This is a genomic window from Cupriavidus sp. C3SS-1, from assembly GCF_057073755.1.
This window is the reverse complement of the sequence record NZ_CP172700.1, coordinates 131,212-152,936: the sequence shown is the minus strand read 5'-3', so window position 1 is coordinate 152,936 and position 21,725 is coordinate 131,212. Positions and strand designations below refer to the sequence as shown.

Genomic DNA, 21,725 nt, shown 5'->3' with positions numbered 1-21,725 from the left:
ACCTGAATAATGACCTTCGCTTCGTCACCCCCCCTTTCCCAGTACATGAAACAGTTCATCTTCCTGCGCACAATGCAATCGCAGGATGGCGTCCAGGCCATACAGCAAACGCTGCAATTCCTGCGTCGTGCGCCAATCCGGGCCCTCTGACGGCAGCTGGGCAATGGTTCTGTCCAGGACGGTCGCGATGCGGAAGATTTCGCGATGCATCCCGCTCATGGCCGCCATGGGATCGTCCCCGCCGAGCAAGCGGGCCACGTCCGGATAAAGATGCATATCCTCGCTGCGCTCGTGCGGCACCAGGACCTCGGTTAGCGAGCGGTTCAACGCCTCCAGTTCAGCCTGTGCCGCATGCCCTTGCATCTTGGGCAGCATGTCCGCCACGGCGCGTATCCGGCTCATGATGGGCTCCAGCGCAGCATGCTCGGCTTTGAGGCGGGCCACGTCCCCTTCATCCAGGTGGCCCTCCCGCGCCCGGGGATCCGCCCGCAAAGCCCGCAACGCATTGGCAATTGCGAGGACGTCGATTCCTTCCTGCAGGATCGCGCCCGCCAGCGGAGGCAGGAAGCCCAATGCGGCCGCGAACATTGCTGCGACCGACAGCATCATCCCTATCTCCACGCTGAGCATCGCGATGCGGCGGGTGCGGCGCGCTATGCGCACGGCATCGACGAGGCGATCGAGCCGGTCTACAAGCAGGACCACATCCGCCGCCTCCGAGGAGGCAGCCGCGCCGCGTGCCCCCATTGCAACGCCGATATCCGCCGCAGCCAGCGCAGGCGCGTCATTGACGCCATCCCCCACCATGATCACTGTGCCTTTCCGGCGCGCGGAATGTATCGTTGCCAGCTTGTCGCTGGGAGACTGCTCCGAATGGATTTCGGCGACACCGAGCATCGTACCGACCGCCTCCGCGATATCCGCACGATCTCCCGTGAGCATCGCCTGGCGCGTGACGCCCTCCTCGCGAAGCAGGCGAAGGGTGCGTGGAGTTTCCAGGCGAATGCTGTCGGCGAGTTCAATCACGCCTGCAAGTTGACCGTCGATGCTAACGAACACGGTCGATATCCCTCCGATCCGGACACGCCGCAGGACGTCCTGCGCCCACTCTGTCACGTCACCGTTCTCCACGGCATACGTAAGCGAGCCGAGCCTGACGACTTGCCCGCCGACCACCCCCTGCACGCCTGCACCAGCGCTTTCCCGGACCTCCGAAGGCGCAAGCAGGTCCATGCCGCGCTCGCGTGCAGTCATCGCCACGGCATCGGAAATGACATGATTCGATGCCTGGGCTAGGGAAGCGGCAAGCGCAAGCACCGCCTCCGGCAAATACCCATGCGTGCATTCGATGCCAAGTAGTCTCGCAACGCCTCCCGTGAGCGTGCCGGTCTTGTCGAAGAACAGCGTATCGGCCTTGGCGAGCCCTTCGAGCGCGCCACCGCCCTTGACGAGCACGCCGCGCTTTGCGCAGCGCGACATTCCCGAAACAATTGCCACGGGCACGGCGAGGATGAGCGGACATGGTGTCGCAACTACGAGGATCGCAAGAATGCGCATCGGCTCACCGCTCCAGAGCCAGCTTGCACCGGCAAGCAGCAGGGTGAATCCCATGAACTGCAAGGCATATTTGTCGGCAAGTCGCGCCGAGGGGCTTCGCTCCGCCTGCGCAGCGGCGACCATGCGCACGATGCCGGCAAACGTGCTTTCCGCCTCTGTGGCGCCCGCCACCATTTCCAGTGCGGAGCCCGCATTCAGCGCGCCGCTCTGGATCGACTCGCCTGCGACACGCTGCCGGATGGCTGACTCGCCAGTCAGCGCCGACTCATCCAGTTCCGCTGGCATCATCAGAGCGCCGTCAACGGGCACCACCTCGGCGTGCCGGACCATCAGCCGATCGCCAGGACGGACGTCGGCAAGATCGACCTGCTGCCATTGGCCAGCCTGCAGCCGGTTGGCACGCCTGGGAGCATGACTCAGCAGAGCAGTCATTTCCCGCCGGGCGCGGGATTGAGCGTAGCCCTCAAGTGCACGTCCGCTAGCCAACATCAGCGATACCACAGCAGCCACGAGAAATTCACCGAAGAACAGCGCCACTACCATCGATAGCAGCGCCAGCGCATCGATGCCGGATTGCCGTCGGATCGCGGCGCTTGCACTGGATACCGCCAATGCAATCGCATTAGGCAATGTTCCGGCCATCCAAAGCCATTGGGCCAGCGTCTCGTCTTGCACCTGGCGCGCAACGAGGCCTCCTGCCAGTGTCACGGCAGAGACCGCAAGGAGAACGCTGTTGAGCCGGGCATCGGGCAGACGCATTCCAGTCTCCTACAACATGCGACGCAGAACGCCATCCCTGGTGACGAACTCATGCCACAGGGCAGCAGCCGCATGCAGCCCGACAAAGATGTACACGAGCGTTGCGCCGGATTCGTGGATGTCCCTGGCCAGGTGAGCGAATCCGTCCTGCTTGCCGAGGAATAGCGGCAACCTCATGCCAAACGCGTCAATGGGCTCTCCCCCCCAAGCCAGGGCCAACACGCCCAAGACCGGCATGGCGAACATTAGCAAATAGAGCATGCCGTGCGTCAGCCCCGCGATGCGCCGTAGCAGCTTCGATCCCGGAACCGGCTCCGGGACAGGCGTCGCGATGCGGGCCAGCAGCCGCAGCAACATCAATGCGAAGACGCAGAGGCCGGCCGATTGGTGAATCGAGAACAAGGTGGTCCGCGCAAGACTGCCCTTCGGGAAGAAGTCATGAACCTCAATTGCCACCACGGCGATCAATGCGGCGAGGAACACCAGCCAGTGGAGGGTTCTCATCGCGAGGTTGTACCTGGGTTCTGCGTTCATCGTGGCAACTCCGCCCGATCAACATGTGTCATGTTCTGGAGCGTCAGCGTTTCCTGGTATCGCATGGTCTGGTTCCGGGTTGTAGAGTCATACATTCGTAATCTGGCTCAGTCGTCAAGATCCCACATCCGGTGAAGGTCAAGACGGAGTCGGCTGTCGGCTTCCAGTGCATCGACCCGCGCAAGCCGTTCGGCAAGTAACGCCTCGGCAAGGCTGCGGCGTACCGCGAGCAGTTCGGCCAAGCCAGACTCGCCTGCGCGATAAGCACGCGTCGCCCGATCCGACGCGGTACGTTGCAGGCTCGCTGCCTCGGCCTGAGCCTGCGCCGATGAGCGCCTGCCAAGCAGATTCCGATACTGCACGTCGAATTCCGTGCCGAGCCTGCGCTCGGCCGCCATGCGGCTGCGCGCGGCGGCCTCGGCGTCCGCAGCCGCTGCCGTGGCGGCCGCCTGGCGATGCTCCCCGCCCAGCGGCATGGCCACGCTGACGCCAAGTATGCGCTCTGCTCCGCCCCGCTCGATCGTTACGAACATGCCGACCGTCGGATCCGGTTTGCGCTCCAGATCCGCCCGGGCCGCATGCCGCAGCGCCTGCGCTTCCTGCGCCATCGCCAGCCGGTACTCATGGCTGCCCCGGACGTAGTCCATACGCAGCGCCTCGGGCGGCTCAAGGGGCACCGGGGGCACCGGGGGCAGCGCTGTATTCGACAGAGAGCCGGGCTCCCCCAGCCCGGGAAACCGCCCATGCAATTCGGCCAGTGCAGCCTGCTCGGCCGCCGCAGCAGTCGCGAGCACGGCCCGCGTGCGCGCGTGATCCGACGCCGCCAGTTCCCCGTCGAGCCGCGCGGCGTCGCCCACCTGGATGCGGCGGGCCGTCATGGCGACCAGCTCACCGGCCGCCCGGGCGTTATCTTGCGCGGCCAGGCGAGCCTGTCCCGCACGCATCACGGCGAACCACTGAGTCAGGATCTGGCGCGACGACTCGTGCCGGGCGTCCATCACGGCAAGGTCGCCGGCTTCGGCGGTCGCGTCGGCCAGACGCGCATCGGCGTCGGCCTTGCCCCAAAGCCGCAATGGCCGTTCCACCGCGATCTGCCCTTCAGGGAAGCGCTGGGATGGCTCACGGACGCTGCGGCCCTGGCCGACCGCCCGCACCACGGTTTCAGCCGTGCCCGCACGGATCCCGACTGCGCGCGCGCGCGTGGCATCCCGCCGTGCCTCGGCGGCCATCACATCGGGCGAACGGGCAATTGCTTCACTCACGGCCGCTTCGTCGGGCAGATAACCGTGCGAGCCGGCTTGCGCAGCAGCGCTCCAGGCCGCAATCACGCCGACCGCTGCCGCGAGGGTGATATACAGGTTGCGCCTCATTGCAGGGCTCCCTTTCGAATGGCCGGCTGCTGTCCCGGCACGCCGAAACGCTCGAACAACAGTGGCAAAAGGAGCAGCGTCAGCGCCGTCGACGAGACGAGGCCACCCGAGACAACGATAGCCAGTGGCCGCTGAATCTCGGATCCGGGCCCGCTTGCCAGCAACAGCGGTATCATTCCCAGCGCCGTGATGCAGGCGGTCATCAGAACGGGGCGCAAGCGGTCCCGGACACCCGTCCGAACCGTCTGTGCAATATCGAGTCCGGACTCCAGCAGCGTGTTGAAGTGCGACACCAGCACGACCCCGTTCAGCACCGCAATACCGAGCAGCGCGATGAAGCCGACCGAGGCGGGAACCGACAGGTATTCCCCCGACAGCCGCAATGCCGCGATGCCGCCCACCAATGCAAACGGGATGTTGGCGAGCACCAGCACGGCCTGACGCACGGACCGGAATGTCAGCATCAGCAGGAAGAAGATCGCCGCCAACGCCATCGGCACGACCAGAGCCAGGCGTGCTGCGGCTCGACGCTGGTTCTCGAATTGCCCCCCCCAGACGATACGCAGGCCTTTGGGTAACGTCTTGAGATTGGCGACTGCCAACTGTGCCTCCTGAACGAAGCCGGCCAGGTCGCGGCCTTCCACGTTTGCCTGGATCACCGCAAACCTTGCACCGTTTTCATGATTGATCCGCACCGGACCGTCCACGCGCTCGAGGCTCGCCAATGACGTCAGTGGCCAGGTCCGGCCGTCCGGCGCCGTGACCAGCAGGCTGGCGAATGCCTCGGGCGCCTGGCGCAATGCTGCTCCGCCACGCAGGATCAGCGGCGTGCGGATGATCCCTTCCGGCACCACGCCGACGCGGTCGCCCTCCACCAGTGCACGCAATTGCGCCTGCAGGCCGTCTCCGGTAAAGCCAGCCTGGCCGGCGGCGGCACGGTCGAGGGACACTTTCAGGTATTGCACGCCCTTGTTGTTGGGTGCAATCACGTCAGTCGCCCCTTTGATGCCGCGCACGGTCGTCGCGATGACCTGCGCTGCCGAGTCGATGGCCGCGAGGTCACTACCAAAGAGCTTGATGGCAACGTCGCCGCGCGTGCCGGTCAGCATTTCCGAGACACGCATCTCAATGGGTTGCGTGAATCCGTAGATCACACCGGGAAAGCGTTCCATCACGCGCCGAATCGCCTCGGCAATATCGTCCTTGCTGCCGCGCCACTGATCCTTGGGCTTAAGCACCAGGAAGGTGTCGGTCTCGTTCAGGCCCATCGGATCCAGGCCCAGGTCGTCGGAGCCGGATCGCGCCACGATCGATTGGATTTCCGGGACATCCTTCAACAAGGCCTGCTGCACGCGCTGGTCCAGGTCGAGCGACGCCGCAAGCGACACGGACGGCGCCTTCTGAAGCTGCACGATCAGATCCCCCTCGTCCATGGTCGGCATGAATGTCTTTCCCACCGACAGGTACAGTACGGCGGCACCGGCCAGCGCCATGCCCGCGGCCCCGAAGACGGTGCGGCGGTGCGTCGTGCTCCAGTCCTGCATCCTGGCAAAGCCGGCCGACACCTTGCGCATGAGCCAGGGAGGCTCGTCGGCGTGAGAAAGCAACAGCCAGGATGCCAGCGCCGGGACGACCGTGAATGCAATCACCACCGAGGACGCCAGCGCCAGCACGATGGTGAGTGCCACCGGCGCGAACAGCTTGCCCTCGAGCCCCTCCAGCGACAACAGCGGCAGGAAGACGATGGCGATGATGGACACGCCGGCCAGCATCGGCGGGGCAACGGCCGCCACCGCGTGCCGAATCGCCGCGCCGCGCAGCGCCTCATCGGTCTTGTGCGCTTCGGCGCGCGCGAGGGCTGTCTCGATGTTCTCCACGACCACCACGGCGGCATCCACCAGCATGCCAAGCGCGATGGCCAGGCCACCAAGGCTCATCAGGTTCGCGGTGAGTCCCGCGTAGCGCATCAACAGGAAGGTGGCGAGCATCGACAGTGGCAACGTTGTCGCCACGACCAGCGCCGCGCGCACGCCACCGAGAAACAGGTACAGGGTAACGACCACCAGCACGCCGGCCTCGGCCAGCGCGCGGACCACGGTGTTCGCCGCGCGTGTCACCAGTTCCCCGCGGTTGTAGAAGATCCTCGTCGACATGCCCTTCGGCAGGCCAGGCGCCAGCTCGTCCAGCCGCGCCTGCACCGCATGCACGAGTTTCCGCGCATCGGTACCGCGCAGGCCAAGCACGAGCCCCTCCACCGCCTCGCCCTGCCCGTCCTTGCTGACCGCGCCGTTGCGTGTGGCCTCGCCAAGGCGCACGGTGGCCACATCGCCTACTGTTACGGCTGGCGTACTGGAAAGGCCCTGTGCCGCCTCCAAGACGATGGCGCGCAAGTCATCGAGCCCTCGTATGCCACCTTCGACGCGTACCACCCAGTGCTCGTCGCCCCGGTCGAGGCGGCCAGCGCCATCGTTGCGGTTGTTCTTGTCCAAAGCCTGACGCAACTGCTCAAGTGTCACGCCACGCGCACGCAGGCGGGACGGATCGGGAATGACCTCGTAGCTTCGCACCTCGCCACCGAGCGCGTTGACATCTGCTACGCCAGGCACGGTACGCAGGGCCGGGCGGATAACCCAATCGAGTACGCGGCGCCGTTCCGCCAGTGAGTAGCCGTCGCCCTCGATGGTGAACATGAACATTTCACCCAGCGGGGTGGTAATCGGCGCCAGGCCGCCCTCGGTGGTCGCAGGCAGATCCCGTGCGAGGCCGGCGAGCCGCTCCGAGACCTGTTGGCGCGCCCAGTAGACGTCCACGCCGTCCTCGAAATCCATCGTCACGTCGCTGATGCCATATTTGGACACCGAGCGCACGATCGTCTTGTGCGGGATACCAAGCATTTCCTGTTCGACCGGCGTCGAAACCCGCTGCTCGACCTCCTCCGGCGTCATGCCAGGCACCTTCAGCACGACCTTGACCTGAGTCGGTGAGATATCGGGAAAGGCGTCGATCGGCAGGTTCAGATACGCCCACGCACCCGCGGCGGCCAGCGCGCAGGCCGCAATCAGGACCAGCACGCGCTGGCGGAGGGAAAACTCTATCAGCCGGGCAAGCATCACTGGTCTCCCGCCAACAGGCCCTTCAGCGCGCCGATCCCCGCGACTGCCACGCGCGCCCCTGCCGGCAGGTTTGCGCGGACCACGGCATTGGCTTCGTCCGCGCCCTCCAGCGTAACGGGCTGGAACCGGAAGCCCTTGTCGGTGGCGACGAACACCCCCGGCGCACCCTGCCAGTACACTACTGCGGCCGCCGGCACGCGCACGCGTCCCGGGGTGCCCTTCGCTTCCCGGCTTCGCAGCTTCAGCGTGACGTTGACGCTCTCGCCCGCGCGCAGGTCGCCACGGCGGTCCAGTGAAGCGCGCACACGCATCCCGGCCGTGCCATCGCCGGCCGGCGCGACGCCGACCACCGTGCCGACCGCGTTGCGCTGCGCGACCTCCACCCGCTCACCGGGGGACGGCATCGGTATATCCCGGCCAAGCAGCAGATCCAGTTCCAGCGCATCGGGATCGATGATTCGGAACAGCGGAGAAGCGCCTTCCACGCGCGCGCCCGGAACCGCGTTGACCTCGGACACGATGCCTTGATGGCTCGCCACGAGTTTGGCCTCCTCGCCGGCCCCGGCGAAGACAACGCCAGCTGCCGCCATTTCCGCACGGCGCGCCCTGGCCATGGCGGCAGCCTCGATCGCCCGGGCCTGCGTTGCCTGCCAGCGGCTCGCAGCGATGATGCCGTCCTCATACAGCGACTGGTCGCGCACCAGCGCCTGCTGCGCCAGGCGGGCCTGCGAATTCGCTTCCGCCAGGGCGCGCCTTGCGTCGAAGAGTTGCGGACTCAGGAAGCTGGCCAGCGGCTGGCCCGGCCGGACAGTCTGCCCAATCGCTACCAGCACTCGCGGCACGATGCCCGGGTAGGGCGCCGCCACGACGTACTGACCATCAGGCTTGAATACGACCCTGGCATGCGTGCCCACGTCCAGGGTTTCGACTGCGGAGAGCGCACTGGTGCGCACCCCAAGGGCACGCGCGTGCTCGGCGGATAATTGCACCTGTGCCGACACCTGCGCGGCAGCGACGTGCGAGAACGATAAGCAGGCCAGTGCGATCCACGCACGGACCCTGTAGAGGTGTCTGAACGACATACCTGACTCCAACATACAGGATAGAGCCCACCCTCCATCGACCGAAGCGCGAGCACGAACTCCGGCAATACGCCGGATAACGGGAATCAGGAGAACCGAGGAGGTGCCTGGGCCGGGGGGGGCTGACTGAAGCAGCAACGCCAGCGGGGAGCGGGAGCGGGATGGAAAGGCGACCGTCGCGTGGAAGCGCTTGCAAGTGCCGCCAGCAATAGGAACGTCAGGATCGACAAAGCGGGAAGTACCCCTGGCTGGACCAGCCCGGCCAGCACGATCCCGGATTCGACATCCACTTCGAACGAATCCGCGCTCGCCATGGACAAATCGGCATGAGCATGATTCTCAAGCGCGTCTGCTGCGGTTGTGCCCCCGAAAGACGGCGCCCCACGGAAATAGGAATCAGTTTCGGCAGTTAGTCCAGCGTGCATGTGCAGGCCAGTCTGTTTCGGAGTTCCGAAATGGCCGTGCAGGAGAGGGGTAAGCAGTTGCGTCAGTACGAACAGTACCAACACCGCGCCCCGGAGTAAGGCACTCGGGATTGCACGTGACATGTGCTCATTGTAATTCAACATGTAAGGCCGCGCCCGTTTGCTTTTCCGACGGTACCCCAGAAAGGGCAACCTCCTTCATGCCGGGAAGCATCTGGCGATCTCGCAAATACAACGCGCGAGGCTATCTGCACCCGGCTCCAACGGATCGCTCCGCCCGCTCAAATTTTACTGTCATGGTTGCCGCCGCTGCCGGATAGGGAGCAGTACGACACGCGTAGATCTCTGGCTCTGCGCCAGATCAAATTGAAGGTTGGACCGCGGCCTAGAGTTGTAAACGAGCAGCCCGTGGCGGGTTTTAACTTATAGGGTGGTTATTAGAAGACCTTATGTAGACGCGCGCCGGCGAGCAAGCGTCGGGTGGCTCGAATCAGCAGGTAGCTGGGCGCGAAGGAACAGGGGGCAATAGATGTTGGCGACCATAATCTCGTTGGCCTTTGCCGTCTCTGTCTTTGTCACAGCGGTTTCGCTCGATTCGTCTGAGCACAGTGCAGACAAGGTGCCGCATCTGACTGCTGCGCAACGCTACGCCCTTTACGAGAAGTGCCAGGAGAAATTGGATCCAGATGCTTTTGCGGGCTTCGCGTATGGCCTGGTGACTAACGAGTTAGATGCTGCGGTCGAGCCATTCATCGTGGATTACAAGAACGGGCAAGATTGCGACCCCTTCTTGGCACTCGAAAATAAAAAGATCAAGCAGCCATAACGACACGAAGAACCGGATTCATCGCCCGGAACGTCGGGCCGGGACGCCATCACGGCTAATGCGATAGAAAAGCAACTGAACGTCGAGATGATCGAGATCAGTGCGCTAATGCGCTGACGATTGTGTTCAGGATAAGCCTTCGCCCAGATGTTTTCTGTCCGGAGGGATTGCAGTTTAGATTGACACCTCATCGGCCGTGGTGTCGCGGTGGGGCGCTATTGGTCATGTCCTCCCATCGCATGAGCTCCATGGTCCGACAGCTGAGCGTCGAACCAGTCGTGCAGTGCGGACACGACTTTCTTGTCCGCAGAGTGATAGCTTAGTTCCGCACCCGCAGGGACATCCTTATACTGAATGTCGACCTGCCCGGGTTTCGCGGCCTTGAGAATAGCCAGGCCCGGCATGCTGGCCCCATGGATATGCGTAGGGCCGGAAAAATCGCCATTCGCGAACTGCCGCCGGATGGTACGCAGATGCTCGCGTACCAGCATGACCTGCTGCGTATCGGCGGGATTGTTGACGATGACGCGTTGGATACCTCCGCCTTCCGTTTTGGTGAAGCTGTGGGTCGTCCCCTCCAGGTTGAACGGCATAACGTCAGCGCCACGCCTTTCCACTTCCGCCTGACGCTGGTTATCTGCGCCATATACGGCGCCCGCAACGGCAAAAACGGTTAGAGCGGTCATAGCCGAAACATGCTTGAGGTACTTCATCAAAATCCTCCTGCTTTGAGCAATGCGAGCGTTGTCCCGATCCACGGAAAGGTGCTCGGCATGCGCATGCGTTTCGAGAATCCATTCAACGCGCACACCGTGCTCACGTACGAATGCATTTTCCGTCGACGTCCGACCTGACTTGGGGCCATAGTCCAGCACTGAGTCGATGATGACGCATTCGAAGCACCCCGCCTGATAGACCGCCTAGCAGGTGGCCGGCTCGAAGAACCGACTGAATGGCCGGTTGCATGCATCCCATCCTTGGATACAAGCAGCTGCGTTCGTGAACGCACAACATGCCACTTGGTCAAGGTGGAACGCTGTCAGCGCAGGACGCCGTTGATGTCGCGGCCTACTTTACAAAACAGCCGAGGCCCGATTATGCCGCCAAGGCCAAAGACTGGCCAAAGGGTGACAGGCCGAAGGACGCACGCTAGTCCCAAAACCGTCGCGATCATTTCGCAAGGGATTGCGCCGCATCAGGACCAAACCTTCAGATAGAAGCCATAGTACAAGAGGACACCAAGGGTAGTGTTGAATCCAACCGCACCCACGGTCCGTTCGCACAACTTCTTTATTACCAAGGAGCCGCCATGCAGACAAATGTTGGAACCGTTGACCGAGTCCTCCGGGTTGTGATTGGACTGGTCTTGATTGGCCTGGCCGCGACCGGACGCATTGGTGCCTGGGGCTGGATTGGCATTCTCCCACTTCTGACAGGTATCGTCCGTATCTGCCCTGCCTACAGCATTTTCGGTGTGAAGACATGCGCGACATCGAAGTCTAACGCGAAGTAGCTCAATTCAACCGGCCTAGCAACCTCAGGGCTGCGCACGTCGAATGGTGTCACGCGCGCAGCTCAATTCCTGCACAAAGGAGCTTTCGAGCGTGGCATGCCCCGAATTCAAGACCGTTGTCAAAGATGTGTCGGCGCAAATGCACTGCCCGCGCGAGGCGGGGCGTTGCCGCATACGTCGACACCGCATGCAAGGAAGGCGCATGGTGCACACGGTTGGCGATGGCCTGTTCTGTCGACGGTCGAAAAATTGACCGGAGGGTATCCAATCTGCCCCAAGGCGTTTAGCGTTCGATTCGTTTAGCGTTCATTGGGCAGCCCGGCGCCTGTCTTGATTCCGAGTCAGTAGCTCACCGCGATATCGCCGGAGGTTGTACTTGGACCGGCCGGGCTATCAGGGCGTCGCTGCCGGCCGGCATGGCCGGGAAGCGCAACAGAAGATCGACGGCCGCACTGTTCGCTGTCACCGCAATGCTCCGGCTGAAGATAGAGCCGCCGTACCGGATTACCGCCCGATAGGCGCCTTGCGGCAAGTTCAGATACAAGTAGGGTCCCTCGCTCAGCACGAGCAGCACGATCTCGCGCCGCGCATTGAACAGCGTGACCGTGACATCTGACAAGGCACTGTTGTCATTGCTGTCGACAAAGTGCATGCGGACATTGAACTGCCGGGCCATGCCCCGGATGGTGGCAGCTTCATCAAGGCCGACGCCGCCCGAGATGTAGGAAATACCGTTCAATTGCCTGAGCTTCAGTGTGCCTGCCTGCGAAGGGACCGCTGCATCATTGGCAGCAGCCAGCGCCGCGGTGGACAGGATCAGGAAGCAGATTGCCATGAAAGCCCGCATCGGACACTCCTCGCTTTACGTCATCGCACAAGCCGGCGCAGTGGCGCGGATAGTCGACCGCCTGTGCCATGCATTGCAGCCTAGTCCGCCTGGGTTCTCGCCTCTTGTCGTGGATCAACGCCACCGGTGTCCTGTCATTGAACGCTGGCGCGTAGAGGCCGGACACGGTGCGCGCGAAGCCGCAATGTCGCAGTTCCGGCGCACCACTGTCAGATATCGCTGACAAGCGGTCACTATCGTCCGACAAGCGGCGTTGTCCGAGCCGTACAAGAAGAACCGCTTCAGCCGTACAGCACTCTCGTCCGAGGCTGATATCGGGTAAGCGCCGCGCCAACCATACTCAAGGCATCCACACAGGCAAGCCGCTGCCTCGGATGTCCCGCCACAGTGAAACCCACGCCAGTGGCCTGCCGGGAGAACCAGGAACACAAAAAGGGGCGTGCGATGAACAACGACGCGCAATACATCGAATCCGCAGCCGCTCCGGCGGCACTGGTGGGAACGCTTGTGCCTGGCGCGCATCTCGTGACGCGGCGCCAAGGCTACATTCATCACGGCATCTATGCCGGCAACGGCGAGGTCATACACTATGTCGGATTCAAGGGACTCCTGCGCTGCGGCCCGGTCGAAAAGACCAGCTTGTCGGACTTCGCCAACGGCTATGGCCTCAGCGTCGAAACGAACACGGCGGCGCAATATATCGGCGTGGAGATTGTCCGGCGAGCGACGTCACGGCTCGGTGAAAACGACTACCACCTCCTTACCAACAACTGCGAACACTTTTGCACATGGTGTGTGTCTGGTCAGGGCCGCAGCCAACAAGTGGAGGCACTAATGACCAGGCCATGGCGTGCGGTCCAGGCGCTCATCGGCATCCTCTTCGGAACGCCCGTCCGCGCGGCAGCATAGCTGGCGCCAGCAGACCGCCAGCCGCTACACTGACAGCATCGTCGGGCAACGGCAGCGAGGAATCCCGTGGAAGACGCGGCATTGACGGCGGCATTGGCGAAGCCGGACGCCTACCCTCATTCGGTCGATGGTGTGCGGGTCATCGAGACCCACATTTCGCGCGTGTTTCTTGCCGGTGACTTCGCCTACAAGGTCCGAAAGCCGGTGCGATTCGACTTCCTGGATTTCTCGACGGCACAAGCGCGCAGTGATGATTGCCAGACCGAGCTTCGGCTGAACCGGCGCGTGGCGCCCGGATTCTATCTCGATGTGGTCCCCATCGTTGCCGGGGACACGGCCGGATCCGTCAAGGTGGAGGGCGCGGGCGTCCCCCTCGAGTACGCCGTCAAGATGCGGCGCTTTGCGCAGCAGGACCTGTTCAGCGAGATGCTGACGGCGAACCGGTTGCAGGTCTCGCATATCGATGCCCTCGCGGTACGGCTGGCCCGGTTCCATCGTGATCAGCCTTGCGCTCGCCTGGAGCAGGGATATGGGACGCCGGCCCGCGTCCGTGCGACCCTCGACGAATGCCTCGGCGGTATCGAGCATCTCGACGACCGTTCCGGGCTATCGACGGAGGTTTCCAGACTGGTTCGCGCTCGCGCGGCCGCCCTTGGCGAGGCGATACAGTCGCGCCTGCAGAGCGGCCATGTGCGCGAATGCCATGGCGACCTGCACCTGGGCAACATCGTATGGCTGGACGGCGAGCCAACGCCATTCGATTGCCTGGAGTTCGATCCGGGCCTGCGCTGGATCGACACCATCAGTGACATGGCCTTTCCTTTCATGGACTTGCTGCATCAGGGGCGGCAGGATCTCGCATACCGCCTGCTCAACGCCTACCTGCAACATTCCGGCGACTACGCGGGGCTGAAGCTCTTGCCGCTCTATGTCGCCATGCGCGCGCTGGTCCGGGCGCGCGTCATGCTTGAACGGGACCATCAGCAAAGCAACAAGTTGGACGCATCGATGTCGGCCACGCGCGTGGAATGCCGCAAACTATTGGCCCTGTCATGGCGGGTCCTGGTCCGCCGCGCTGCCACGCTAGTGGTGATGCATGGCTTGTCGGGCAGCGGCAAGTCGACCGTCGCGGCGGGAATCTCGGAAACGGTGGCGATGGTGCGCGTGCGCTCGGACGTCGAGCGCCAGCGGCTGCGCCATGGCGCGCGGGCGACGGATGGTCGATATGACACGAGGGAAACGGATCGCACCTATGAACGCCTGCGGGCCATTTGCCGCATTGGCTGCAGTGCGGGATTCGCGATGATTGCCGACGCCACGTTCCTGTCTTGCCGGCAGCGGGACCGCTTCATGGCGCTGGCGCGCCGTCTCGGCGTGCCGTTCTTCATTGTCCAGTGCGAAGCGCCCGTGGATACGCTGCGAACGCGTATCCTGGCACGGGCCCAGTCAGGCCAGGATGCATCCGAGGCCGACTGCGCCACGCTGGCGTGGCAACTGCGCGTACAGGAGCCCCTGACCGAGGCCCAGCTTGCCTGTGCCGTTCCGGCAAGCCGGTTCATCCCGCCTTTCCTGCCGGCATGACGCGCCGCAGCCTTCCCGCTTGCCTGCGGCCGTCATGCGCCGTGCGGGTCGATCTACTGTGCCATCATTCCGCGGTGCATTCCGGGGCCCGGACCGGCCCCGTTCGGCATACCCGCGCCGTGGCCATCCGGCATCGCCAGCATCATTTCCTGCATGAGCGCGACGTGCTGCTGCGTCGCGTCGTAGCACATGCCTGGACCGGCCCCGGGCTTTCCGGCCAGGCCCGCGGTACGCGCTCGAGCGGACCCGTGCATCGTCGCCATGGCATCGCGCATCACGGTGTCCCGTTCGGCCAGCAGCATGCGCCGCTCCTCATCGGAACTGGCGCGCGACAGCCGTTCGCGGATGGCGCGCAGATGCGCGATCTGCGCGTCGAGCTGCGCGGAGGCTTGGGATGCGGCCGCCGGTTCGTCCGGACGCTCCGGCGCGTGACTGCCTTTGTACGTGGCGCGGTCGGTTGCCGGCGCTGCGAACACGCCGGGTGTCCCGGCGGCGCCAACGGCGAGCGCGATGAATAATGAAATGCAATGACGGCTTGCCATGGTGGTTCCTCCTGCTGACCCGAAACGGACTTGTCGCCCTCTGATCAACATAGGCCACTGCGTCCCTGGCAAATTGACCTGCCTCAATCAAGCCCACGACAAGGTCCCGGGGCGTCGAGGTGGACGTTGTTACTCCAGCGCGTTGCGCCAGCCCCGTAGGGCGGGATAGACGCGGCTTCGCCACACGGCCTGAACCACCGCTGCTTCATCCGCCCCGGTCTTGACCGAGCGCAAGCCGCGGACTGCCGTGCCGTCTAGATTTTGAGGCAGGCGGCGCCGTCCAGATCCGCACGGCCCATTCCACACTCACCGATGCGAGTCTTCCATGAACGACCTGAAGCGACTACCGTACGAGCCCGTCAAAGGCCTGTTGCCACGCCCGGCCGTGGGCGTCAGCGAGCGCGTCATCACGCTGCCCGAGCCGGACCGGACATCGGGCATGCCTCTGATGGGAACCCTCTGGCTGCGCAAGAGCACGCGTGAATTCGACCAGCAACCTGTGCCGCTGAAGCAACTCAGCGAACTGCTGTGGGCGGCCGCGGGCGTCAACCGCTCGCTCGGTGGTGGCCGTACCGCGCCATCGCCCTATGGTGAAACCGTGATTGACGTCTACGTCGCACTGCCCGCAGGTCTCTATCGCTATGACCCGGTGCACCATTGCCTGGAACTGAAGCGCGCTGCCGACTTGCGCAGCATGACGGGCTACCAGGATTTTGTCGGCATGGCGCCGCTTGACCTGGTTTTTGTGGCCAACCATGGCCGCATGCAGGACATGCCGCCGAAACTGCGCGAGACGTTCTCCGCGGCGGCAGCCGGGGCCATGGCGGAGAACGCCTATCTGTACTGCGCTTCGGCAGGTCTTGGCGCTGTCGTACGTGGCTGGCTGAACCGGCGGCTGCTCGCCGAGCATATGTCGCTGAACGAGGATGAGGAGCCGATCCTGTCTCAGACCATCGGGCGTGCTGCCTCGCATGTCATTACTAGTCAGGCATGACGCCCGGGATAACCGACCCTTCTTTCAAGGAGAGACTGAAATGATCAAGAACAAGGGAAGCGCGGAGCAAATCCGCAATGAAATCCTGCGTCGCCTGACGGAAAATGCCGACCTTGGCGACGCTTGCCGCAATTCGGAGATTCCGCTGCCGCTGCGTGTCGACCCCGGCACGAACAGCGGGTGCAACTGGCGCATCGAAGAATTCTCTGGCGTCAGGCCGGCATGCCAGGCGGCTGTCAGGGCCATTACCGCGGAAATGATGCGCGAGTACGATCTTCCCTGAACGCCTTCGGTGTCATGTCCCGCGGCCGGGGGGCGCGTACAGAGAGGTGCGCGCCCCTTGTTCTGTGTTGTTTGCGATATGCGAATCCAAGGCGAATCCAGGCGCCGTATCCCGGGCCGCGTCGGGCCCTACCCCTCATCGGAGCACCATATGCCAGGACATGAACGATCGTATAAGGGATTCCGGATTGTTATTGTCATGCCTGATGCCATGGTACCGGGGGTGTCAAGCTCACACGGCCGCGTCCAGATCAGTGGGCCCGGCCAGGACATCGGTGTGCGCACGGAGGTGCGCTTCACACCGGACTGGAGTCATTCGCCAGCAACGCCGCAGGAAGCGGAGAACTGGTTATTCGCCTATGCGGCCGGCGCCATCGACTGCGAACTGGCCGGCGGCTTCGGCATGGATCTCAGCCACGAATGAGCCTCAGCCACGAATGAGCATACCTGGCAGGGTCCTCGCTGCGACTTGCGCTTCCGCCTTTCGCAAGGACCCTACGTGCTCCTTCGCTTTTCTGCCGCGGCGAAATAACGAACAAACCATTCGGCCGCAAGCCGCCCTACCTGTTCGAGTGCACCTGGCTCTTCAAACAGGTGGGTCGCCCCGCGAACCACTTCCAGCCGCTTCTCGCAGGATATCCACGCCGTCGCGCGCGCATTGAGGTTGACGATGACCGGATCGGCCTCCCCGACGATCATCAGCAGCGGAGACGCGAGGCGGCAGAGTGCGTCATGGCCTGCCAGGTCGACACGTCCGCCCCTGGACACCACGGCTTCGATGCGCCTATGCGACGGCGTCGTTGCGGCGGCACGCACGGCAGCGGCCGCGCCGGTGCTCGCCCCGAAGTAACCAAGTCGAAGATGACGTTGCCCGGTCAAGCGTTCAATCGATTCTGTCGCGGCGCTGAGCCTGTCGCTCAGCAGCGCAATATCGAAACGCCGCGTCAGGCCAATATCCTCTTCCGGCGTCAGCAGGTCGAACAGCAAGGTACCGATGTCTGCATCATGCAGCTTCGACGCGACCAGGCGGTTGCGCGGGCTATGGCGCGAGCTGCCGGTGCCGTGAGCGAACAGGACAATCTCGCGGGGTGCGTCAGGCAAGGCCAGCTCCCCCGGAAGGACCACGTCATCCGCGTGGATCATTACCTGCTGCGCAGTGACGAGTTTCATTCGCGCCCCTTCTTATTCGGGTGCTCCGGTCAATTCCGGTGCCAGTTCACATGCAGTTCGTCGCGCCCGGGTGCACGCCGGCGTACGGCACCTTGTTTCGCGTTGGCAGCGGCCGCTGGCCGCATAGGAATAAGCTAGGCGCCCGGCCAGGCCGCGACTTAAGCTGGATCAAAGGAAATGCACAAGCGCCCCCGCGAACACAGCGGAGGCCTCCTGCGGCGTTCGTGACGTCGTCGCGCATCGCCGCACTTGCGTTACATCAACGCGCGCGCCGCCATGGCACCTACGGTAGAGCCGTTGCCTGCCTGGATCACGATGCGGGATAAGCCATGCCTGACAAAACACTTATCTTCTACCAGAGCGCGCGGCGCGAGATGCTCCACGGTGTGGAGTTGCTGGCCCGGGCCGTCAAGGTCACGCTGGGACCGGGCGGGCGCAATGTCATCGTGGAACGCCGCGACATGGTGCCCCTGGTCGCCAATTCCGGGGTGGTGGTAGCCAAGTCGATCTCGCTGCCCAACCCGTTCGCCGATATGGGCGCCCGACTGCTCTGTGAAGCAGCGGTCCGAACCGGCGAGATCGCCGGCGACGGCACCACGACTGCGACGACCCTTGCCCACGCCATCGTGGCGGAAGGGGTGAAGTACGTCGAGGCCGGACACGACCCGATGCAACTCAAACGAGGCATCGAAGCGGCCGGCAAGCTGGTCTCGGAACATTTGCTGGCCAGTGCAAAGCCGTGCGGCGGTACTGACGAAATGAGGCAAATTGCGACCATCTCGGCCAGCGGCGACCATTCTGTCGGAACGCTGGTCGCCCAGGCCGTGGAACACGTGGGCAAGGACGGCGCCATCAGCGTCGAGGACGGCTCCAAGCTCGACGACGAACTGGTTATTGCCGAAGGCGCACTGGTCGACCGTGGCTACCTGTCTCCACTGTTCGCGACCACGGAGAGCCGCGCTGTCGTGCTCGAGTCTCCGCTGGTGCTCCTTTGCGACGCAAGTATCTCGTCGATCGCACAGTTGCTGCCGATCCTGGAAACGGTGACACGGGCGGGCCGGTCGTTGCTGGTCATCGCCAATGATGTGGAAGGCGAAGCGCTGGCAACGCTGGTCGTCAACAACCTGCGCGGCGCACTGAAGAGTTGCGCGGTAAAGTCCCCGGGCTTTGGCGAATCGCGCACCGAGCAACTGGGGGATCTCGCCGCGCTTACCGGTGCGACCGTGGTGTCGCCGCAGACTGGCACATCCCTCGAGCATGTCGGACTGGAGCAACTGGGCGAGGCACGGCGCGTGGAAATCAACAGGGACGCGACGACGCTGGTGGGCTCCGGCGCCGATGCCTCTCGCGTGGCGGCTCGCATCGCCGTACTGCGCAGCCGGGTTCCCGACGCCCGCTCGGACTACGATCGCGAAGGGCTGCAGCGCCGGATCGCCCGCCTGGCGGGCGGCGTCGCCGTCATCAAGGTCGGCGCGGCAACGGAGAGCGCATTGCAGGAGCGCAAGAGCCGGTTCCAGGACGCCCTGCATGCTACGCGCGCCGCGGTGGACGAGGGCATTGTCGCCGGCGGCGGTGTGGCGTTGCTGCGTGCCCGCACCGTGCTGCAGGACTGGCAAGCGCCAAACGCGGAACAGGCTGCCGGCGCACGTATCGTCCACGCGGCGCTGGCGGCGCCAATGCGGCAGATCGTCGCGAATGCCGGCGCGGACGCCGATGCGGTCGTTCACCGGGTATGCGAGGCGTCGGGCACGCTCGGCTACGATGCCGGCGGCGAGCGCTTTGGCGACATGATCGAGCTCGGCGTGATCGACCCGGTCAAGGTCGTGCGTACCGCGCTGCAGAACGCCGTCTCCATCGCGTCATTGCTGCTCACGACCGACTGCATGATCGCGATCGAGCGCAACCCCCACGGCTCCGCGGAGAACGCTGCCGCGGGGGCCCGCATGTTCGGTGAAGAGTTCTGAGGAAGGCGGCGCGCTGCGGACAGGTTTCTTGCGTCAGAGATTGACCTGGATGTTGTTCTCGACGGAAACGACGCCAGGCGCGGCCCACGCAGCGTTGTACGCGGCTTCACGTTCGGCCCAGGTACGCAGGCTTCCGCCCAGCTTGACGTCGCCTTGGGAGACCGCCACGGTCACGTGGCTGGCGTCGAGTTCGGCCTGGCGCTGGATGGCATCCTTGATGCGCTGGCCCAGTTCCGCCTGGTTGACTAACGGCCGCACGGCGATTGCGTTGTTGACTCCGACCACTCCGAAGAGTCCCGCAACCGCATGCTCGGCCACGGCGCGCTGGTAGTTCCAGTCGACATCACCGGTCAGCGTGATCACGCCATGCTCGACCATGATGCGGACCCGGCCACTCGGCACCATCGCTTGCCAGCCCAGGACATTGGCGGCAGCACGCGCAATGTCGCTGTCGGTGCGCCGCGCTTCGTCCGGCAAGCGCACGTCTAGTTCGACGGCCAGTGCCTTGACGCCTGGAATCCGCTTGACCGCGGCTTCGGCGGCGTACTTTTCGGAGAAGCTGCGCAAGTGGCCGGTAAGCGTGACGATGCTGTCCTGCACTTCCACCCCGATACCGCTTGCATTGACCGCCGGATCCCAGTTCAGCTCTTCGATCACGTCCTGCTTCAGTTGGATATCGCCTTTCATGAGTCCCTCGCCTCGTCGATGATCAGCGAGCGCCCCCGGCATCTGAGGTAGCGTTGCTCGCGTTGGCCTTCCCCTGACTCAGCGTATGCGGTAACTCCTGTCATCTGTTGATATGCGTCAACGGCTCGGCGACACGGTTTCCCAGCCTCCCCCTAAGGCAAGAAACAATGCCGCGGTGTCCTGCAGCCGCTGGGTGTGAGCCTGGATATAGCCGATCGTCGCCTGCTGGTACTGGGCATTGGCAACGAGAAGCTGCAGGTATCCCGCCGTGCCGGCCCGGTAGTTGGCCTGCACCTCGGCCATCAATTCGCCGGCGGCCTGCCGCGCGCGGTCCTGAGCCTCGGCCGTGAGCGCGTCATGTTCCAGGGCACGCAGTGCATCGGCCACCTGGGCAAAGGCCTCCAGCACGACTTGCCGGTAGTTGGCCTGTGCCGACTCGAACTGCGCCTGTGCAGCCTGGCGCCTGAAGTACAGCGTGCCGCCCTGGAACACCGGCGCAAAGGCGGCCGCCGCCATGCCCCAGACGCCGCCGCCGGCGCCCAGCAAGCTCCCGGGCTGTACGCCTTCGCGGCCGTAACTGGCACTCAGGGCAATGTTCGGGAGCATCGCGGCCGTTGCCACGCCAACTTGAGCCGCGGCTACGTGCAGTTCTGCCTGCGCGGCGAGCACGTCTGGCCTGTGCCGGACGAGATCTGAAGGCAGCATGCGCGGCAGGTCGGACGGCAACACCAGCGAATTGAGCGAAAGGACCAGTGGCTCCGCCTCGGACGGGAAGCGCCCGGCCAGCGTCGCGCCAAGGTGATCCGCCTGATCGACGCGTTGCGCCAGCGGAGGAAGTGTTGCCTCCAGCGCCCCAAGCTGGCTCAGCAGACTCAGTTCGCTGGCGTGGGTCGCCATGCCGGCGCTGACCTGCGCGCGCGTGACGTCGACTTGCTCGCGTACGATTTTCACCAGCGTATCCGTGGCAGCGATCTGGGCGGCATAGCCGGCGCGCGCGATCGCGGTACTGACCAGTGTGCCGGTCAGCGTAAGCCAGGCCGCACCAACGGCGTAGCGCTGCACTTGCGCTTGCGCCGCCAGGGCTTCCACCGCCCGGCGGTTGCCGCCAAACGGGTCCAGCGCATAGCTGACGGTGGCGCCGAGCGTGAAGACATTGAATATGCCGGAGGGGGCGCTGCTCTCCAACCGGGCGGGCGTCGTCGTCTGTCGCGACGCCTGCGCCTGTGCCGCAACCTGCGGATAGAACACGCCGGCGCCGGAACGCACCGCCGCGTCGGCGTGCCGCAGGTTCGCTTCGGCGATCTGCAGGCTGGGATTCGCGGCCAACGCGCCATTCACGGCCCGGTCCAGCTCCGCACTGCCAAACATGCGCCACCAGTCGGCTGGCACCGTCGCGCCGGCAACAAAGTGCTGGGCCCGTCCGTCACCGGCAGGCGTGCTGCTGGCGTCCCCACCGCGGACATACTGTGAAATGGCAGGCTCCTCAGGCGGTACAAAGTCGGGCCCCACCGCGCAGCCGCAAAGCGCCACGGCCAGCACGGCCATCGGAGGAATCCGCATGGGCCAATGC

At 64.4% G+C, this 21,725-nt stretch carries 19 protein-coding genes; 8 read left to right on the top strand and 11 right to left on the bottom strand.

Annotated elements, in window-relative coordinates:
* Positions 1–24: 24 nt before the first annotated feature.
* From ACIGJC_RS16700 to ACIGJC_RS16680, 5 genes are all read right to left on the bottom strand, one after another.
* Positions 25–2,316 (bottom strand): heavy metal translocating P-type ATPase, encoded by a 2,292-nt coding sequence (locus tag ACIGJC_RS16700; protein WP_483713097.1) that lies wholly within the window; start codon positions 2,314–2,316, stop codon positions 25–27.
* 9 nt (positions 2,317–2,325) lie between these two features.
* Positions 2,326–2,850: a cytochrome b gene (locus ACIGJC_RS16695; RefSeq protein ID WP_483713096.1), complete on the bottom strand. Its 525-nt coding sequence runs from the start codon at positions 2,848–2,850 to the stop codon at positions 2,326–2,328.
* A 107-nt stretch (positions 2,851–2,957) separates the two neighbouring features.
* Positions 2,958–4,220 (bottom strand): TolC family protein, encoded by a 1,263-nt coding sequence (locus tag ACIGJC_RS16690; protein ID WP_483713095.1) that lies wholly within the window; start codon positions 4,218–4,220, stop codon positions 2,958–2,960.
* On the bottom strand, positions 4,217–7,330 hold the full coding sequence (locus ACIGJC_RS16685) for an efflux RND transporter permease subunit (RefSeq protein ID WP_483713093.1): 3,114 nt from the start codon (positions 7,328–7,330) through the stop codon (positions 4,217–4,219). Before ACIGJC_RS16685 ends, ACIGJC_RS16690 begins: the two co-directional genes overlap by 4 nt.
* Complete coding sequence (locus ACIGJC_RS16680; protein WP_483713091.1) at positions 7,330–8,415, bottom strand: efflux RND transporter periplasmic adaptor subunit; 1,086 nt, start codon at positions 8,413–8,415, stop codon at positions 7,330–7,332. The genes ACIGJC_RS16685 and ACIGJC_RS16680 overlap by 1 nt, the downstream gene beginning before the upstream one ends.
* Before the next feature lie 954 nt (positions 8,416–9,369).
* Here ACIGJC_RS16680 and ACIGJC_RS16675 point away from each other — a divergent pair.
* Complete coding sequence (locus ACIGJC_RS16675; RefSeq protein ID WP_483713089.1) at positions 9,370–9,666, top strand: hypothetical protein; 297 nt, start codon at positions 9,370–9,372, stop codon at positions 9,664–9,666.
* Between the two features lie 215 nt (positions 9,667–9,881).
* On the opposite strand, the gene ACIGJC_RS16670 is transcribed toward ACIGJC_RS16675, so the two are convergent.
* Positions 9,882–10,379, bottom strand: a complete 498-nt coding sequence (locus tag ACIGJC_RS16670; RefSeq protein ID WP_483713088.1) for an aspartate carbamoyltransferase — start codon at positions 10,377–10,379, stop codon at positions 9,882–9,884.
* Between the two features lie 596 nt (positions 10,380–10,975).
* On the opposite strand from ACIGJC_RS16670, the gene ACIGJC_RS16665 reads away from it, so the two are divergent.
* Positions 10,976–11,179 carry a YgaP family membrane protein gene (locus ACIGJC_RS16665; protein ID WP_483713087.1) on the top strand — a complete coding sequence of 68 codons (204 nt, stop codon included), beginning with the start codon at positions 10,976–10,978 and terminating at the stop codon, positions 11,177–11,179.
* Positions 11,180–11,528: 349 nt separating this feature from the next.
* Here the strand turns inward: ACIGJC_RS16665 and ACIGJC_RS16660 are convergent, their stop codons facing one another.
* Positions 11,529–12,026 (bottom strand): carboxypeptidase regulatory-like domain-containing protein, encoded by a 498-nt coding sequence (locus tag ACIGJC_RS16660; RefSeq protein WP_483713086.1) that lies wholly within the window; start codon positions 12,024–12,026, stop codon positions 11,529–11,531.
* A gap of 444 nt (positions 12,027–12,470) precedes the next feature.
* On the opposite strand from ACIGJC_RS16660, the gene ACIGJC_RS16655 reads away from it, so the two are divergent.
* Together ACIGJC_RS16655 and ACIGJC_RS16650 are read left to right on the top strand one after the other, a co-directional pair.
* Positions 12,471–12,935 (top strand): lecithin retinol acyltransferase family protein, encoded by a 465-nt coding sequence (locus ACIGJC_RS16655; protein WP_483713085.1) that lies wholly within the window; start codon positions 12,471–12,473, stop codon positions 12,933–12,935.
* 66 nt (positions 12,936–13,001) lie between these two features.
* Positions 13,002–14,516 (top strand): bifunctional aminoglycoside phosphotransferase/ATP-binding protein, encoded by a 1,515-nt coding sequence (locus ACIGJC_RS16650; protein ID WP_483713084.1) that lies wholly within the window; start codon positions 13,002–13,004, stop codon positions 14,514–14,516.
* Between the two features lie 53 nt (positions 14,517–14,569).
* On the opposite strand, the gene ACIGJC_RS16645 is transcribed toward ACIGJC_RS16650, so the two are convergent.
* On the bottom strand, positions 14,570–15,058 hold the full coding sequence (locus ACIGJC_RS16645; protein WP_483713083.1) for a hypothetical protein: 489 nt from the start codon (positions 15,056–15,058) through the stop codon (positions 14,570–14,572).
* Positions 15,059–15,383: 325 nt separating this feature from the next.
* Here ACIGJC_RS16645 and ACIGJC_RS16640 point away from each other — a divergent pair, with 325 nt between their 5' ends.
* The 3 genes from ACIGJC_RS16640 to ACIGJC_RS16630 all read left to right on the top strand — a co-directional run bounded on the left by ACIGJC_RS16640 (position 15,384) and on the right by ACIGJC_RS16630 (position 16,758).
* Positions 15,384–16,052 (top strand): SagB/ThcOx family dehydrogenase, encoded by a 669-nt coding sequence (locus ACIGJC_RS16640; protein ID WP_483713082.1) that lies wholly within the window; start codon positions 15,384–15,386, stop codon positions 16,050–16,052.
* A 40-nt stretch (positions 16,053–16,092) separates the two neighbouring features.
* Positions 16,093–16,335 (top strand): hypothetical protein, encoded by a 243-nt coding sequence (locus ACIGJC_RS16635; RefSeq protein WP_483713081.1) that lies wholly within the window; start codon positions 16,093–16,095, stop codon positions 16,333–16,335.
* 198 nt (positions 16,336–16,533) lie between these two features.
* The gene (locus ACIGJC_RS16630) at positions 16,534–16,758 is read left to right on the top strand and encodes a hypothetical protein (RefSeq protein ID WP_483713080.1); all 225 of its coding nucleotides are present in this window, start codon (positions 16,534–16,536) and stop codon (positions 16,756–16,758) included.
* Positions 16,759–16,829: 71 nt separating this feature from the next.
* On the opposite strand, the gene ACIGJC_RS16625 is transcribed toward ACIGJC_RS16630, so the two are convergent.
* The gene (locus tag ACIGJC_RS16625; RefSeq protein ID WP_483713079.1) at positions 16,830–17,504 is read right to left on the bottom strand and encodes a dienelactone hydrolase family protein; all 675 of its coding nucleotides are present in this window, start codon (positions 17,502–17,504) and stop codon (positions 16,830–16,832) included.
* A gap of 329 nt (positions 17,505–17,833) precedes the next feature.
* Between ACIGJC_RS16625 and groL the strand changes: the two genes are divergently transcribed.
* Entirely contained in the window at positions 17,834–19,468 is a 1,635-nt protein-coding gene (gene groL / locus ACIGJC_RS16620; protein ID WP_483713078.1) for a chaperonin GroEL, read from the top strand.
* A 33-nt stretch (positions 19,469–19,501) separates the two neighbouring features.
* Here groL and ACIGJC_RS16615 read toward each other — a convergent pair whose 3' ends face one another.
* Together ACIGJC_RS16615 and ACIGJC_RS16610 are read right to left on the bottom strand one after the other, a co-directional pair.
* The gene (locus ACIGJC_RS16615) at positions 19,502–20,155 is read right to left on the bottom strand and encodes a BON domain-containing protein (RefSeq protein ID WP_483713076.1); all 654 of its coding nucleotides are present in this window, start codon (positions 20,153–20,155) and stop codon (positions 19,502–19,504) included.
* 117 nt (positions 20,156–20,272) lie between these two features.
* Positions 20,273–21,715, bottom strand: a complete 1,443-nt coding sequence (locus tag ACIGJC_RS16610; RefSeq protein ID WP_483713075.1) for an efflux transporter outer membrane subunit — start codon at positions 21,713–21,715, stop codon at positions 20,273–20,275.
* Positions 21,716–21,725 lie beyond the last annotated feature (10 nt).